We start from the raw sequence: 16,312 nt of genomic DNA on the forward strand, positions 1-16,312 counted from the left end.
GGGCTATAGCCAAGCGGTAAGGCAACGGACTTTGACTCCGTCATGCGCTGGTTCGAATCCAGCTAGCCCAGCCATTTTTGCGGAAGTAGTTCAGTGGTAGAATACAACCTTGCCAAGGTTGGGGTCGCGGGTTCGAATCCCGTCTTCCGCTCCAATAAAATTTAACATGGCGGCATAGCCAAGTGGTAAGGCAGAGGTCTGCAAAACCTTTACCACCGGTTCAAATCCGGTTGCCGCCTTTCTTTTGTGCCGATGTGGCGGAATTGGCAGACGCGCACGACTCAAAATCGTGTTCCTTCGGGAGTGTCGGTTCGACCCCGACCATCGGTATCACGAACGGCGTAAAAAAAACTCTATACTAATTGTATAGAGTTTTTTTATGTTTTCTTCGCGCGATAAAATAAGCATAAAAAATGTGCGGTGAGTAAACGTAGAATATTATAATCGGAAGCTGAATTAAAATATTCTATACTGATTGCCAACTTCGAAATTTAAGACCCATACAATAAAATAAAACGTTTGCTTGAACGACTGAACGTTAAAAATCGATCCACCTTATTTACTTTTAAAAATTTTTCTCTATCAAAGCCCATACGATACAGTTCAGTTGGAGTAAACTGCGAAACACTAAAAGGATAAAAACGAATATTCATTTTTATCCTTTTAGTTCCATTTTATAGAGAATCTCCCCATCCTGGTGACATGAAGTTAAATCCGACACCACCAGTAGATATTAGCACATGATCAGCTGTTAATTTCGTAATTTCTAAAAACTTCTTTTCAAATTCTTCTCTGTTGTACTTGTACATAGTTGAGTGGCACGACCACATTTGCGTTGAAGTACTCAACCAATCCCCTAATTCCTTTAATTCAGGAAACGACTCAAAGTGAATTGGTTCATCTAATTTCATGAATCTCACTTGATAGATAGTTGGGTTTAGCTTTTCTCCTATCCCTTTAAGACCATGTGCTTTTTTCTCATTTGAATGTGTCATAATTACTCTCCCCTATCTTTCCTTCAAATTTTTTCCTATTTTAATTATACAGCAATAGAAAGTAATTAAGGAAATATTATGGGAATCAGCGATGTTAAAAGACTCTAACAGAAATGTTAGAGTCTCTTTTGTTAAATTATGTTATGTAATTCTAAAATTCGTGATAAATGTAGGAATTCATGTATAATATAACTTGCGGATAGAACAAAATGATAGTAATTTATATTATGTCTGTAATATGAATCAAAAATGAACTTTTTATATTTCTTTTAAAAATGTGTTGAATACACGTTATATTTTATATTAATATTTTTATGTAGATTTAAAACGGGAAAGAGAGTGGAAAGTATGGGTCGTAAATGGAATAATATTAAAGAAAAAAAAGCATCAAAAGATGCAAATACAAGCCGTATATACGCGAAATTTGGACGTGAGATTTATGTGGCAGCAAAACAAGGCGAGCCAGATCCAGAATCAAACCAAGCGCTTAGAGTTGTATTAGAACGTGCGAAAACATACAACGTACCAAGAACAATTATTGATCGTGCAGTTGAAAAGGCAAAAGGCGGTTCAGAAGAAAATTATGACGAGCTTCGTTATGAAGGATTCGGACCAAACGGATCTATGGTAATTGTAGATACACTTACAAATAACGTAAACCGTACTGCAGCAGATGTACGAGCTGCATTTAGCAAAAACAGTGGTAACATGGGTGTAAACGGTTCTGTAGCTTACATGTTTGATGCGACAGCTGTTATCGGTCTTGAAGGTAAAACATCAGATGAAGTTCTTGAAATTTTAATGGAAGCAGATGTTGATGCACGTGACATTCTAGAAGAAGAAGATTCTGTTATCGTGTATGCTGAACCTGATCAATTCCATTCCGTACAATCTGCACTTAAAGATGCTGGTGTTGAAGAATTCACAGTTGCAGAATTAACAATGCTTGCACAAAGTGATGTAGAACTTCCTGAAGATGCTCAAGTACAATTTGAAAAAATGGTTGATGCATTAGAAGATTTAGAAGATGTGCAACAAGTTTACCACAACGTAGACTTAGGAGAATAATACGATAGAAGCCCTGCCCGTTTAACGGATAGGGGCTTTTTTTATGAAGTTAATTTAGTTGATGAATTAGTAAAGGTATTTTGTTGTAGACAGGGAATATGCTTATAGGGATATATGAAATAATCATTATTTCTAGGAGGTTTAATATGGAACATAAAACACCAAAGCATATCGTTGCTGTAGCAGGTTATTTAACAAATGAAAAAGATGAAGTGTTATTAGCTAAAGTACATTGGCGATCGGATACGTGGGAGTTGCCAGGAGGACAGGTGGAAGAAGGAGAAGCGCTCGATCAAGCAGTTTGTAGGGAAATGTTTGAGGAAACCGGTTTAACTGTGAAGCCGATTGGAGTTACAGGTGTTTACTATAATGCTTCTATGCATATTTTGGCTGTTGTTTTTAAAGTGGCATATGTGAGCGGTGAAATAAAAATTCAACCTGAAGAAATACAAGAGGCTAAATTTGTTGCTTTAAATGAAGAGAACATAGATGAGTATATAACGCGTCCTCATATGAAATCCAGAACGCTTGATGCGATGAGAGCAACACATTGTATTCCGTACGAAACGTGGGAAGTGCAGCCGTATAATTTAATAGGTAGATTGTAAAGAAAAGAGTAGCCGGTTTGAGATACAATCAAATCACTACTCTTTTTTGTATACTGTTTAAGAAAAAGGTCAAAATAATAATAGTGCTAGTGTTGATTTTTAGAACGTTTGTTCTGTATAATGTATGATATATTGTATACATTTAGATTACTAGATACTTACAAATATATATATTTGTAGATGATATAATGAAAATAGGGTGTTTTAATAGGGAAGTATAGGCTTAAGGTATACTCTGCTATTGGTTTAGCATAATCTATATTCAATATTTCAGATGAATAGTAGATAAAAAAAGACTGTGATACAATACTTTTTTATACCTTACAATGATGTAAGGTACGTGTAAGAGAAATCGATGGGATGTTTTTTTACAACAAGGTATTCTTAAAGTAAGAGTTATATGCTGTGTGGAAAAGAGGTGTTCAAGATGAAAGAACGAGTATTATCTAGGGTGAACTATCATCAAAAAGTTGCATTAAATCCAATGACTAAATTCTTTTATAAAGCCATTATTTTATTATTATTGTTAAGTTGTACATTATTATTCGTTGGAAATGTAATGATCGAGCAAAGTGATATTAGTAAATTACATGTACCGGCTAAGTTAGAGGTGCCAGAATCATTAACACATGCATTTATTGCGACAGAAGATAAAAGGTTTTATCATCATAATGGTTTAGATTATATAGCGATTGTCAGAGCGTCTGTTGAGAATATAAAGGCTGGTGGTGTTGTGCAAGGCGGAAGCACAATTACACAGCAGTTATCCAAAAATGCTTTTTTAACGAATGAACGTACATTTTCTCGTAAGTGGAAAGAGATTTTCTATACGAAAAAAATTGAACGTACATTTACGAAGGATGAAATTTTAAAATTGTATGTAAGTAATATTTATTACGGAGAAGGAGCATGGGGAATTGAAAAAGCGGCAAACCTTTACTTCGGTAAAAAGGTGGACCAATTAACGCTGGCTGAAAGTGCAATGATGGCTGCTGTAGTAAAAGCACCTGCTTATTACTCACCTGCACAAAATTATGATAAGGCCGTAGAGAGACGAAATGTCGTTTTGAGATTGATGGAGAAGGAAGGCTATATCAATCATGATGAGTATGTGCAAGCAGTTAGTGAGAAATTAGTAATTCGTCATGATATAAAAACAGAGCAGTCGATGTTAAATAATGCGCGCGAAAAAGCAGTAAGCTAAAGGAAGCTCCTACATAGGAGCTTCTTTTTTTGAATAAATTGTGACAAATTGTGACACAATATCGTCACAATTATTGTATTTTTGTAATTTATGTGAGCGTGTTCATTGCGTGACGTATATAAGTGTTGATATTATGTGTATTGTGTACAATGCTGTATACAGAATATGAATTTAAAGAGGAATGTATATGAAATCAAATAAACTCATGGCTCTTGGTGTAGTTTTTTCTATCGCAGTATTAATTGTAATCGGAACAATTGCGTATAGCATCATAAATGACAAAAAAGATAAAGGGAATGAGATGTTTGCTTATTCCACACAACAATCTTTAGGGAAAGATGATGCACCAGTTAAGGTAGTTGAATTTGGAGACTTCAAATGTCCTGCGTGTCGTACTTGGGATGTAACAGTATTACCACGATTAAAAGAAGAGTATATTGATAAAGGTAAAGTGCAGTTATACTTTATTAACTTCCCATTTATCGGAAAAGACTCTGATTTAGGTGCAGCAGCTGGTGAAGCAATTTATAAACAAGATCAAGATTCATTCTGGATTTTCTATGATGAAATTTATCAAAGTCAAAAGAAAGACACGGAAGAATGGATTACAGAAGAATTACTTCTTAACATTGTGAAAGAGAAGCTTCCGAAAGTTGATGTAGAACAATTTAAGAAAGATTTACACAGTAAAGAAATAAAAGAAAAAGTACGTAAAGATTCAGATCGTGCTCAAAAATTAAAAGTTCAAGGTGCTCCTTCAGTATATATAAACGGAAATCTTGCAAACCCTGATTTTGATAGTATGAAGAAGGCGATTGATAAAGAATTGAAAAAGTGATGAGTATCTCATCACTTTTTCGACTTTTTTCGATAAAATTCTTGCTTCCGTTTTTTTTACATGCTATACTACTTTACATAAGTTATTCTAATATCTTATATTTTTTTCATATTTGCGGGTGTAGTTTAGTGGTAAAACAAGAGCCTTCCAAGCTCTGGTCGAGAGTTCGATTCTCTTCACCCGCTCCAAATTTTATTAAATGTTTTTCTATAAATTGTGATCAACGCAGTGTTTCGTTTCTAAGATAAACGAGGCATTGCGTTTTTTAATGTTTGAAAAATATAATTGTATGCGAAAATAGAAGTAAAGAATAGTATTCCAAAAGTGAATTGCTAACCAATATAGTCGTTACATAAGGGATGGATTCATCTGAGGAGGCGATTAAGAATGGATTTTGAACAATTAAAGCAAGATGTCATTACGTATAGTAAAACAATTGGTATAGATAAAATAGGCTTTGCTAGTGCTTCACCATTTGAGGAATTAAAGCAGAGGTTAATCCAGCAACAACAATTAAATTATCAATCGGGATTTGAAGAGTCTGATATAGAAAAAAGAACGAACCCACAGCTTCTACTACCTGGTGCAAAATCAATTATTGCGATTGCATTAGCGTATCCTTCAAAATTAAAAAATGCACCATTAAGTAAGCGCGGAGAACGCCGCGGTATTTTTTGTCGTGCCTCTTGGGGACAAGATTATCATCTTGTTTTACGAGATCGTTTGCAAAAATTAGAAGCATATTTAATCGAAAAGCTTCCCGATATAGAAGTTAAGTCAATGGTTGATACAGGTGAATTAAGTGATCGAGCTGTTTCGGAGCGTGCGGGTATTGGATGGAGTGGTAAGAATTGCGCTATTATTACACCTGAATTTGGTTCGTATGTATATTTAGGAGAAATAATTACAAACGTTCCCTTCCCACCAGATCAGCCGATAGAAGATCAATGTGGAAGTTGTACAAAATGTATTGATGTTTGTCCTACAGGTGCTTTAATACAAGGAGGACAGTTAGACTCGAAGAAATGTATTGCATTTTTAACACAGACGAAAGGGTTCCTACCGGAAGAATATCGCGAAAAAATAGGTAATCGTATTTATGGATGTGATACATGTCAGACTGTTTGTCCGAAAAATAAAGGAATGGATTTTCATAACCACCCTGAGATGGAACCAGATCCTGAGTTAGTTAAGCCTTTATTAACACCACTTTTAACAATTAGTAATCGTGATTTTAAAGAGAAATATGGAATTATGTCTGGTTCATGGAGAGGTAAAAAGCCGTTGCAACGAAATGCAATTTTGGCACTTGCGCATTTTAAAGAGGCATTAGCAATTCCTGATTTAATTGGTGTTATGAAAGACGATCCAAGACCAGTACTTCGCGGAACAGCAGCATGGGCACTTGGGAAAATTGGTGGAGATGGCGTGGGCGAAGCTATTGAAAAAGCGATGCAACGTGAGAAAGATGAAGAGGTTCTTCATGAAATGAATCGCGGACTTGAATTGTTAGCTCAGAAAAAAGAGTAGATAATATCTCCCTTTTTCATATTGTAATATGGGAGGGAGACGAAATGGTTGTAAAAATAAATATTGAAAAGCAAGTACAACAATTTTTAGCATATGTAATAGAGAAACGAACAAATGTAGATGGTATTGCTGAAGATTTATTACAAATAGCACAGAGAAAGAAACAATTGTTTCAAAAGCGTAATGCAGATATAGTGAAAGCAACTGCGGATGTTTCTTTCATGAGACAATTAAATAATAGCAATCATCAAGAAATTGATTATCAAATACATTTTAAATATTTAATTAAGCATAAAGAATTATTTTATATCGAAGAGGAACAACTAAAGCGAAGAGTTTGTTTAAATAATAGCCGGGTAATAGGTGATTATGCTATTGAAGTACCAGAAGCAGTTGGAATGAGTGAGACGTTAGAAAGAGAAGTTACAAAAGAGAAGTATGGTTCTTATCAGTATAACCGTTTAGAGGCAGTTAAATATGCAGAGCGTTGGTGGGATGATAGAAACCCTGTATATCGTAATTTCCCTGATAATTGTACGAATTTTATTTCTCAATGTCTTCATACTGGAGAAGTACCAATGAATGGATACCCTAATATTCGTAAAGGATGGTGGCAAAGGGAGAATCAGTGGAGTTGGAGCTGGGCTGTCGCACACTCTTTTTATTGGTATTTGTCAGGTGCTACAACTGGGCTTCGAGCAGAAGCAGTAGAAAGACCAGAGGACCTTATTCTTGGTGATGTCATTGCTTATGATTTCGAGGATGATGGTAGGTGGAATCATACGACGATTGTAGTAGCCAAAGACGCAGATGGTATGCCACTTGTGAATGCACATTCAGCGAATAGCCGTCGGCGTTATTGGAACTATGAAGATTCTAGTAAATATACACCACAAATGAAATATAAATTCTTTCATATTATTAATGGGTAGAGATTTTTCGCTCAAGTGGTATAATACGTAGTAGACAAAAAACAGAGGTGAATATCGCGTGGGAGTACATGTTGTTTTATATCAACCAGAAATTCCAGCAAATACAGGGAATATTGCTCGTACTTGTGCAGCAACTGGAACAGAATTACATTTGATTAGACCGCTTGGATTTTCAACGGATGATAAAATGTTAAAGCGTGCAGGATTAGATTATTGGCAGCACGTGAAAGTTACGTATTATGATTCAATTGAAGAATTTTATGAGAAAAATAAAGACGGTGAATTCTTCTATTTAACAAAGTATGGCGAGAAAGCTCATACAGCATTTGATTATAGCAAACGTGAGAAGGATTACTATTTTGTATTTGGAAGAGAAACAAACGGCTTACCAGCTAATGTAATCGAAGAAAATTTCGATCATTGTTTACGTATTCCAATGACTGATAAAGTGCGCTCATTAAATTTATCTAATACAGCAGCTATTTTAATTTATGAAGCATTCCGTCAACAAAATTATCCGGGATTAGATTTAGAAATTGTTTATTAAAAGTCGCCATATGGCGACTTTTTTTCTAAAAATAAAAATAATATGTAATCATACATTTAAAAAAGGGTACATATTCATATAGAATGGGATATATGAATAAAAATAGATTAGACGGGTTGAGATAAATATGAAGGAACAATATAATAATCAAAATACCTTTTTAAGTATGATAGATATGGATTTAATAAGAAGAGGACTATTACATGCCATTCAAGATTTAGTATTTATTGTGAAAGTTATGGATGAGGAAACCTTTAAATATATTTATGTAAATAAGATAGGTATGGATTATGCGAAGCTAGGCGCAGAATGTTATGGAAAAACGTTTGCTGAAGTATTATCAGAAGATACGGCGGAAATATTGCAAGTGCAATATGCAAAAGTAGCGAGCGAAGCGAAAGCACATACCTTTTGTGATGTAGTTAGTTTACCAAAGGGTGAGTTACATTATGAATCTTCACTTAATCCTGTATTCGACGAAGAAGGAGTATGTCAGTTTATTATTTGTATTACGAGGGATATCACAGCTCAGATTGAGGAAAAGGCAGAGATAGAGGAAAAACAAATGTTGTTTAAGTCGTTATTAGAATATAATAATGACTCCATTATATCTATGGATTCTATAGGTAGAATTACATATGCAAATCCAGCAACGTATGAAATATTTGGATATCGATATGAAGAATTACATAATAAATTTATTTTTGAATTTATTAATAAAGAATATGAAAAAGATTTTCAAATTATATTTAAAGGAGCCCTGCAAGGAAGGGCAAAACAAATTGTTTCAAAGAAATATGTTCATAAAGAAGGGTACGAGCTCTATATTTCTTTGAGAACTATTCCGATTATTGTGAACGCCGAAATTGTTGGGGTATATATTGTTACGAGGGATGTTACAAGACAAGTATTGAATGAAATGCGAACAGAATATTTAGCTTATTATGACCAATTAACAGGATTAATGAATAGAATTTCATGTGCAAATAAGTTAAATGTTTTTTTAAATGATAATACAGAGTTTGCGCTTGTTTTTATAGATTTAGATGAATTTCACCTTATTAATGATACTTTTGGTCATAAAGAAGGAGATAAAGTATTACAAAAAGTTACAGAATGTTTAAGCAGTTTTCAAATAGACGGTATGCACTTATTTAGAGAACACGATGATCAATTTGTTATGTTAATAGAAAATATAACGAAAGAATGTGTAGAGATAGTTGCAAAAAGAATACTAAAAAAGATTAGTGAACATTTTGTAATCGAAGAAGAGGACGTCTATTTAAGTGCGTCAATCGGAATTGTAATGGCTCCAACAGATGGAGAGGATGAAAAAATATTATTCCAAAGAGTTGATGCTGCTTTGGAAAAAGCAAAAGAAAAAGGAAAAGGGCATTATCAGTTTTATTGCAGTGGATTAGATTGTGAGCGTGAACAAAGATTTATAATAGAAAACCAATTGCATCGTGCTATAGAAAAAAATGAATTCTGCTTGTATTATCAGCCACAAATGAATATTGAAACGAAAAAAATAGCGAGTATGGAAGCTTTAATAAGGTGGGAGCATAAAGAATTGGGATTTGTCTCTCCCAATCAATTTATTCCGCTAGCAGAAAGAACAGGATTTATTATTAAGCTTGATGAATGGGTAGTAAATGAAGTGTGTCGGCAAATACGTGAATGGTTAAATAAAGGATATGAAGTTGTCCCGATTGCAGTTAATATTTCAGCCAGGCACTTTCGCTCGATTACATTAATAGAGATGATTACACGGGCTTTACATAAGTACAATGTACCAGCTCATCTATTAGCGATAGAGGTTACAGAAGGGGCCCTTATGCATAAAGACATATCAAAAAGAGTATTGCTACAATTAAAAGAACAAAATTTAAAGATTCATTTAGATGATTTTGGGACGGGATATTCATCTTTAAGTTATTTAAAAACGTATCCAATTGATACGTTGAAAATCGATCGTTCTTTTATGGAAGGTATACATGTGGATGAACGTGATACGAATATTACAGCTGCAATTATTCATTTAGCTCATACTTTGGAATTGAATGTAATTGCAGAAGGTGTAGAAAAAGCGGAACAAATACAATTTTTGAAGGAAAAGAATGTGAAGTTTGTGCAAGGTTATTATTATAGCCGACCTTTATCAAAATATGATGTGGAAAATGTGTATTATAAATGATTGATAAAAAAAGTGATGTGCTAAGAAGCACATCACTTTTTATGTGTACCGGGTTTATCATTGTAACCAGATGTGAAAATAGCTGTAAGAAATGTGAGTGATACACCTAAAATTAATAATAATTTCATACTAATATCCCTCCTATTTTTCAGTTTACGAATCTTAAATATGAATCAAAATGTATGTAAGGTTCTTGGAAGAAAAGAATTTATTTAAAATGAATAGAGGTGTAAAAACTTTAATACCTATATTATACAGAATTTTCTTTGAATTTTGGAGAGAATTTTATAGCAATACTGTATATTTCATTTTGATTTAAAGAATGTTTAAGGACATCCTAGCATACCTTTTATAATAATCCGATTGAACAAGGAGATGGGGGAGGAGCTATAATGGATATTCTAAAAAAGATTGAACAGCATCGAGCAGCAGAAGAACGGTTACAATGGGAAGGTACGTTTGCGGAGTATTTAGAGCTTGTGAAGGAAAGACCATGGGTGGCTCAAACAGCACACTCTCGCATTTACAATATGATAAGAGATGCTGGAATCGAAGAAGTAGATGGTAGAAGAAAGTATAACTTCTTTAGTAATCAGCTATTTGGATTAGAGGATGCTTTAGAACGTCTTGTGGAGGAATATTTTCATCCATCTGCAAAACGATTAGATGTTAGAAAACGTATTTTATTATTAATGGGTCCTGTTAGTGGAGGGAAATCAACATTAGTTACGATGTTGAAACGGGGATTAGAAACATATTCACGAACAGATCGAGGAGCAATTTTTGCAATTAAAGGCTGCCCAATGCATGAAGATCCACTTCATTTAATTCCGCATCATTTACGGGATGATTTCTTTGGTGAGTATGGAGTTAGAATTGAAGGGAATTTATCGCCACTAAACGTAATGCGTCTAGAGCAAGAATATGGTTCAAGAATTGAGGATGTAATTGTAGAGCGTATTTTCTTCTCGGAAGATCGCCGTACAGGGATTGGTACATTTAGCCCGTCTGATCCTAAATCACAAGATATCGCCGATTTAACAGGTAGTCTGGACTTTTCAACAATCGCAGAATATGGTTCAGAATCAGATCCACGAGCGTATCGCTTCGATGGAGAATTGAATAAGGCAAACCGTGGGATGATGGAATTCCAAGAGATGCTAAAATGCGACGAGAAGTTTTTATGGCATTTATTATCGCTTACGCAAGAAGGGAATTTCAAAGCGGGAAGATTTGCGCTTATTTCAGCAGATGAATTAATTGTAGCGCATACGAATGAAACGGAGTATCGTTCCTTCATAGCAAACAAGAAAAATGAAGCATTGCACTCAAGAATTATTGTAATGCCAGTTCCATACAATTTACGAGTGAGTGAAGAAGAACATATTTATGAAAAAATGATTCGTGAAAGTGATGTATCCAATGTGCATATTGCACCGCACACACTTCGCGTTGCAGCAATGTTTACGATTTTAACGCGTTTAAAAGATCCGAAGCGTCCGGATATTGATTTAATTAAAAAGATGCGTTTATATGATGGAGAAACGGTAGAAGGTTATAATGCGATTGATGTAGAGGAGCTGCAACGTGAATATCAAGATGAAGGTATGAGAGGTATTGATCCTCGTTATGTTATTAATCGAATTTCCTCTACAATTATTCGAAAAGAGGTACCATCTATTAACGCATTAGATGTACTTAGATCGCTCAAAGACGGGTTGGATCAGCATCCGTCAATTAGTAATGAAGATCGAGAGCGTTATATGAATTTCATCTCATTAGCGAGAAAAGAATATGATGAAATTGCGAAGAAAGAAGTACAAAAAGCATTCGTGTATTCATATGAAGAATCAGCGAAGACACTTATGGATAATTACTTAGATAACGTTGAAGCATATTGCAATAAGTCGAAATTACGTGATCCATTAACAGGTGAGGAAATGAGTCCAGATGAAAAGCTAATGCGCTCAATTGAAGAGCAAATTGGAATTTCAGAAAATGCTAAGAAAGCATTCCGTGAAGAAATTTTAATTCGCATTTCTGCTTATGCGCGTAAAGGAAAACGCTTTGATTATAATTCACATGAGCGTCTTCGTGAAGCGATTCAGAAAAAACTATTTGCTGATTTAAAAGATATAGTGAAAATTACAACATCAACGAAAACGCCAGACGAAAATCAGCTTAAGAAAATCAATGATGTTGTTGCACGCTTAATTGATGAGCACGGCTATAATTCCTCATCTGCGAATGAATTATTACGCTATGTAGGTAGTCTGTTAAACCGATAGTTTGATAATAAAACGCTGTCTCTTGTATTTTGCGGGACAGCGTTTTATTATCCATTTATATGTGTAAAGTGTCATACCTTGTCCAAATGTAATAAATTAAGATGCAATTTCATGAATTTATTGTCAATTATTTTTACAATATGCATATGATAGAGTAACCAACCATTCATACGAAAAAAGCCAACACAATACAATATGTTGCAAAGTGTAAATGTGTGCAACTATGCATTGTGTTTCTTTCTTATCAACGGCTGAATATTTCTTTCTAGTATGTGAGTGGCAAAATTTTGTTTAGGATGCTCGGAGTATTATATGAAAAACGTTATATATGTTTATGGGATGAATTTCGATGGGCAGTTATCTTTCATTCTAGCTTGCACAGTATAAAACAAAATTTCTAGCTTACTGTTCATAGGGGAAGACAATTACAGTAAGGAGGGAAAGAAATGGGTGAAGAAAACCAACCAAATTATACGATTTCACAGGAAAACTGGTCCCTCCATCGCAAAGGATATGACGACCAACAACGCCATCAAGAAAAAGTACAAGAGGCAATTAAGAATAATTTACCCGATCTTGTAACAGAAGAAAGCATAGTTATGTCTAATGGTAAGGATGTTGTAAAAATACCGATTCGTTCTTTAGATGAATATAAGATTAGGTACAATTATGATAAAAACAAACACGTTGGGCAAGGAAATGGTGACAGCAAAGTTGGTGATGTCGTTGCGAGAGATGGATCAGGTGGTCAAAAGCAAAAAGGACCAGGAAAAGGGCAAGGAGCAGGGGATGCGGCTGGAGAAGATTATTATGAAGCTGAAGTCTCTATTCTAGAATTAGAGCAAGCGTTTTTCAAAGAATTAGAGCTGCCTAATTTAAAGAGAAAAGAAATAGATGAAAACCGGATTGAACATGTTGAATTTAATGACATTAGAAAGACTGGATTATGGGGAAATATCGATAAGAAACGAACGATGATATCCGCATATAAACGAAATGCGATGCGTGGTAAAGCCTCTTTTCATCCGATTCACCAAGAAGATTTAAAGTTCCGTACTTGGAATGAAGTATTAAAGCCAGATTCAAAAGCTGTTGTATTAGCGATGATGGATACGAGTGGATCGATGGGAATATGGGAGAAATATATGGCACGTAGCTTCTTTTTCTGGATGACAAGATTTCTACGAACGAAGTATGAAACGGTAGATATTGAGTTTATTGCTCATCATACGGAGGCGAAAGTCGTTACAGAGGAAGAGTTCTTTTCAAAAGGAGAAAGTGGCGGAACGATCTGTTCTTCTGTATACAAAAAAGCACTCGAGCTAATTGATAATAAATACTCACCAGACCGCTATAATATTTATCCATTCCATTTTTCAGACGGTGATAATTTAACATCAGATAATGCTAGATGTGTAAAGCTTGTCGAAGAGTTAATGAAGAAGTGTAATATGTTTGGATATGGGGAAGTGAACCAGTACAACCGCCATAGTACCCTCATGTCAGCCTATAAAAATATTAAAGATGAGAATTTTAGATATTATATTTTAAAGCAAAAAGCAGACGTATTCCATGCGATGAAGAGCTTTTTTAAAGAAGAATCCGGAGAAAAAATGGCATAACCCCCTTAAAAAGGGGTTATTTTTTTGTTAACTTTTTATTTTTTTAGTTGACAATGATAATGAAAATCATTATCATTTATTCGAGATATGATTACATTTAGATTTATATATTTCGGAGGAGATGTAAAGTTGAAAAAAAATAAAAGAAAACATATAAATGCGATATTAGTGGCGGCAGCTTTAGCGCTACCGTTTGCTGCGTATTCAACACCTGCTTTAGCAGCGGTAGCAATTGAGGCTAATAAAAAGGGATATGCTTTAGAAGATGGTACATATGATGCTGTTATGAAAGCATATAAAGATAAAACGAATGAGGAGTCTATGGCAACTGTTTATATAAAGAATCCTAAGTTAACGATTGAGAATGGAAAGAAAATTGTAACGGCAACGTTAAGTGATAGTGATTTCTTCAAATACTTGAAAACAGAAGATATTCATACTCCTGGTGTGTTTCATGATGTAACAGTAATATCAGAAGATAAAAAGAAAAATGGAACGAAAGTGATTCAGTTTGAAGTGGGAGAATTAGGAAAAAGATATAATATGCAAATGCATATTTATATTCCGACAATGGCCTATGATAATAAATATCAAGTGCAGTTTGAAGTAAATGCTTTAAATTTAGAAAATAACGTTCCAGAAAAGCAAAAGGAAAATAAAGAGGATAAAGTGGATCAACAAGATGAAAGTGCAAATGTAATAGTTGATAAGAAATTACAACAGCATATTAATAAATATAATTTAGAGAGAAAAAATATAAATGAACCTATAACGAAGGAAGATTTATTACAAATTAAAACATTATCCATATACTCAGGTGAGGGGATAAATGAAATAGCTGGTTTAGAATATATGACAAACTTAGAGAAGTTGACATTAAGAGAGTCTAATGTAACAGACATATCTGTTATCTCGGGATTGAGACATTTGAAATATTTAGATTTATCCTCTAATCCAATTGAAAGCATTCAACCCGTTTCTAAGCTAGAGAATCTTGACATGCTCTTTTTAAGAGATAACAAAATTGCAGATCTTACACCGTTAAGTCAAATGAAAAAGATTAAAATATTAGATTTAATTGGTAATAATATAAAGGATCTTACACCATTATTTACAGTGTTATCGTTAGAAGAAGTATACTTAGCAAATAATCAAATTAGTAATCTTTCGGGTATTGAGAAGTTAAAGAATGTGAAACTACTATGGATAGGAAATAATAAAATTAGTGATGTTGAGCCTATTAGTAAAATGAGTAATCTTATTGAACTAGAAATTGCTGATAGTGAAATAAAAGATATATCATCATTATCTAAATTAGTAAAAATACAAGTATTAAATTTAGAAGAGAATTATATCTCTGATATATCGCCACTGAGTAATTTAACAAATTTACATGAGATAAATCTTGGAGCGAATGAAATTTCTGACATAAAGTCTGTTGAGGAATTGGGTAAGCGAACTTCAATAGATATTCAAAGACAAAAAATCTTTTTAGATGAAGCAAGCGTAGATGAAGAAATAAAAATTCCAGTATACAATTTTAAAGGAGAGCCACTTCAAAATATTAAATTGAAAAGTGAGGGGGCTACGCTGAGTAACGGATTTATAAAATGGAATAGTCCTGGAGAAAAAATATATGAATTTAAACTAGATACGAATCCTGCTGAAAGTAAAATAAGGTTTAATGGGATGGTCGTACAGAATATAGTTGAAAAACAAAAAGAAAGTGAAAATTTAATTCTCGATAAAACTTTACAACAACATATTAATAAAGAGAATTTAGGTAGAGAGAATTTAAACACTCCTATCACAAAAGAAGATTTATTACAGATTAAAAAATTAGAGATACTTAAAGAAAAAGGAAAAGAGATAAAAGATATAACCGGTTTAGAGTACATGACGAACTTAGAAAACCTCACTTTAGAAGGAGTAGGCCTGAAAAATATTGAGTTCATCTCAAACTTGAAACAATTGAACGATGTAAATGTATCTCATAATCAAATTGAAGATGTAACACCGTTATCTTCATTGAAAAATTTACAATGGTTAAATCTTACAGATAATCGTATTAAAGATGTAACGGTTCTTGGCTCAATGTTAGACTTACTTAGTTTAAAATTAGCTGAAAATGAGATTCGTGATGTAAGGCCGTTAATACAATTAGGTCAGTGGGGAACAATTGATGTTAGAAGGCAAAAGGTCATTTTGGATGCTGCAGAAATAAATAAAGAAGTGACAATTCCTGTATATAATTTAGAAGGAGAGCCAATTGAAAAGATTACACTAAAGAGTGAAGGTGGAACGCTTACTGATGAGGGAATCATTTGGAATACTTTAGGAGAAAAAATATATGAATTTGATTTAGATGCAGATCATTATGAGACTGGCATATTATATAGTGGCATTGTCATGCAGAATATAGTAGAAAAATTAATACCGAAAGAAGAAGTAAAAGAACCAACGAAAGAAGTTGAAGAAGTAAA

Annotated in this window: 12 protein-coding genes and 4 tRNA genes; 15 read left to right on the plus strand and 1 reads right to left on the minus strand. The window is 33.9% G+C overall.

The genetic code is table 11. The features are described 5' to 3' along the window. The first annotated feature begins 79 nt into the window (after nucleotides 1-79). The 3 genes from FS802_RS26805 to FS802_RS26815 all read left to right on the plus strand — a co-directional run bounded on the left by FS802_RS26805 (nucleotide 80) and on the right by FS802_RS26815 (nucleotide 330). Nucleotides 80-154, plus strand: a tRNA-Gly gene (locus tag FS802_RS26805). Nucleotides 155-168: 14 nt separating this feature from the next. After that, nucleotides 169-239, plus strand: a tRNA-Cys gene (locus FS802_RS26810). A 9-nt stretch (nucleotides 240-248) separates the two neighbouring features. Beyond that, nucleotides 249-330, plus strand: a tRNA-Leu gene (locus tag FS802_RS26815). 344 nt (nucleotides 331-674) lie between these two features. On the opposite strand, the gene FS802_RS26820 is transcribed toward FS802_RS26815, so the two are convergent. Continuing rightward, entirely contained in the window at nucleotides 675-995 is a 321-nt protein-coding gene (locus tag FS802_RS26820) for a DUF3884 family protein (RefSeq protein ID WP_000149808.1), read from the minus strand. A gap of 348 nt (nucleotides 996-1,343) precedes the next feature. Between FS802_RS26820 and FS802_RS26825 the strand changes: the two genes are divergently transcribed. The 12 genes from FS802_RS26825 to FS802_RS26880 all read left to right on the plus strand — a co-directional run. Further along, nucleotides 1,344-2,063: a YebC/PmpR family DNA-binding transcriptional regulator gene (locus FS802_RS26825; RefSeq protein ID WP_000532975.1), complete on the plus strand. Its 720-nt coding sequence runs from the start codon at nucleotides 1,344-1,346 to the stop codon at nucleotides 2,061-2,063. A 146-nt stretch (nucleotides 2,064-2,209) separates the two neighbouring features. Beyond that, entirely contained in the window at nucleotides 2,210-2,671 is a 462-nt protein-coding gene (locus FS802_RS26830) for an NUDIX hydrolase (protein ID WP_098116683.1), read from the plus strand. A gap of 427 nt (nucleotides 2,672-3,098) precedes the next feature. Beyond that, a complete protein-coding gene (locus FS802_RS26835; RefSeq protein WP_000664702.1) occupies nucleotides 3,099-3,875 on the plus strand; it encodes a transglycosylase domain-containing protein in 777 nt (258 codons plus the stop codon). A gap of 187 nt (nucleotides 3,876-4,062) precedes the next feature. Continuing rightward, nucleotides 4,063-4,713 carry a DsbA family protein gene (locus tag FS802_RS26840; protein WP_000841323.1) on the plus strand — a complete coding sequence of 217 codons (651 nt, stop codon included), beginning with the start codon at nucleotides 4,063-4,065 and terminating at the stop codon, nucleotides 4,711-4,713. Nucleotides 4,714-4,827: 114 nt separating this feature from the next. Beyond that, nucleotides 4,828-4,901, plus strand: a tRNA-Gly gene (locus tag FS802_RS26845). A gap of 199 nt (nucleotides 4,902-5,100) precedes the next feature. Beyond that, entirely contained in the window at nucleotides 5,101-6,243 is a 1,143-nt protein-coding gene (gene queG, locus FS802_RS26850) for a tRNA epoxyqueuosine(34) reductase QueG (protein WP_098116684.1), read from the plus strand. 44 nt (nucleotides 6,244-6,287) lie between these two features. Next, nucleotides 6,288-7,175 (plus strand): amidase domain-containing protein, encoded by an 888-nt coding sequence (locus FS802_RS26855; protein WP_098654540.1) that lies wholly within the window; start codon nucleotides 6,288-6,290, stop codon nucleotides 7,173-7,175. A 58-nt stretch (nucleotides 7,176-7,233) separates the two neighbouring features. Further along, nucleotides 7,234-7,722, plus strand: coding sequence for a tRNA (uridine(34)/cytosine(34)/5-carboxymethylaminomethyluridine(34)-2'-O)-methyltransferase TrmL (gene trmL / locus FS802_RS26860; RefSeq protein WP_000538149.1), 489 nt, complete (start codon nucleotides 7,234-7,236; stop codon nucleotides 7,720-7,722). Between the two features lie 127 nt (nucleotides 7,723-7,849). Beyond that, nucleotides 7,850-9,919: a sensor domain-containing protein gene (locus FS802_RS26865; RefSeq protein WP_098654541.1), complete on the plus strand. Its 2,070-nt coding sequence runs from the start codon at nucleotides 7,850-7,852 to the stop codon at nucleotides 9,917-9,919. Between the two features lie 392 nt (nucleotides 9,920-10,311). Further along, nucleotides 10,312-12,207: a PrkA family serine protein kinase gene (locus FS802_RS26870; protein ID WP_098116686.1), complete on the plus strand. Its 1,896-nt coding sequence runs from the start codon at nucleotides 10,312-10,314 to the stop codon at nucleotides 12,205-12,207. Between the two features lie 446 nt (nucleotides 12,208-12,653). Continuing rightward, nucleotides 12,654-13,829 carry a sporulation protein YhbH gene (gene yhbH, locus FS802_RS26875; protein WP_000503502.1) on the plus strand — a complete coding sequence of 392 codons (1,176 nt, stop codon included), beginning with the start codon at nucleotides 12,654-12,656 and terminating at the stop codon, nucleotides 13,827-13,829. 129 nt (nucleotides 13,830-13,958) lie between these two features. Further along, nucleotides 13,959-16,312: leucine-rich repeat domain-containing protein (locus tag FS802_RS26880; protein ID WP_144525643.1), on the plus strand; the 2,354-nt coding region annotated here is incomplete at its 3' end.

The organism is Bacillus sp. DE0042 (assembly GCF_007680225.1).
Classification (GTDB): Bacteria; Bacillota; Bacilli; order Bacillales; family Bacillaceae_G; genus Bacillus_A; species Bacillus_A wiedmannii.

Coding starts and splice junctions, on each gene's coding strand:
- FS802_RS26855 (WP_098654540.1), top strand. CDS start 6,288: ATGGTTGTAAAAATAAATATTGAAAAGCAAGTACAACAATTTTTAGCA.
- FS802_RS26825 (WP_000532975.1), top strand. CDS start 1,344: ATGGGTCGTAAATGGAATAATATTAAAGAAAAAAAAGCATCAAAAGAT.
- queG (WP_098116684.1), top strand. CDS start 5,101: ATGGATTTTGAACAATTAAAGCAAGATGTCATTACGTATAGTAAAACA.
- yhbH (WP_000503502.1), top strand. CDS start 12,654: ATGGGTGAAGAAAACCAACCAAATTATACGATTTCACAGGAAAACTGG.
- FS802_RS26840 (WP_000841323.1), top strand. CDS start 4,063: ATGAAATCAAATAAACTCATGGCTCTTGGTGTAGTTTTTTCTATCGCA.
- FS802_RS26830 (WP_098116683.1), top strand. CDS start 2,210: ATGGAACATAAAACACCAAAGCATATCGTTGCTGTAGCAGGTTATTTA.
- FS802_RS26820 (WP_000149808.1), bottom strand. CDS start 995: ATGACACATTCAAATGAGAAAAAAGCACATGGTCTTAAAGGGATAGGA.
- FS802_RS26870 (WP_098116686.1), top strand. CDS start 10,312: ATGGATATTCTAAAAAAGATTGAACAGCATCGAGCAGCAGAAGAACGG.
- FS802_RS26835 (WP_000664702.1), top strand. CDS start 3,099: ATGAAAGAACGAGTATTATCTAGGGTGAACTATCATCAAAAAGTTGCA.
- FS802_RS26865 (WP_098654541.1), top strand. CDS start 7,850: ATGAAGGAACAATATAATAATCAAAATACCTTTTTAAGTATGATAGAT.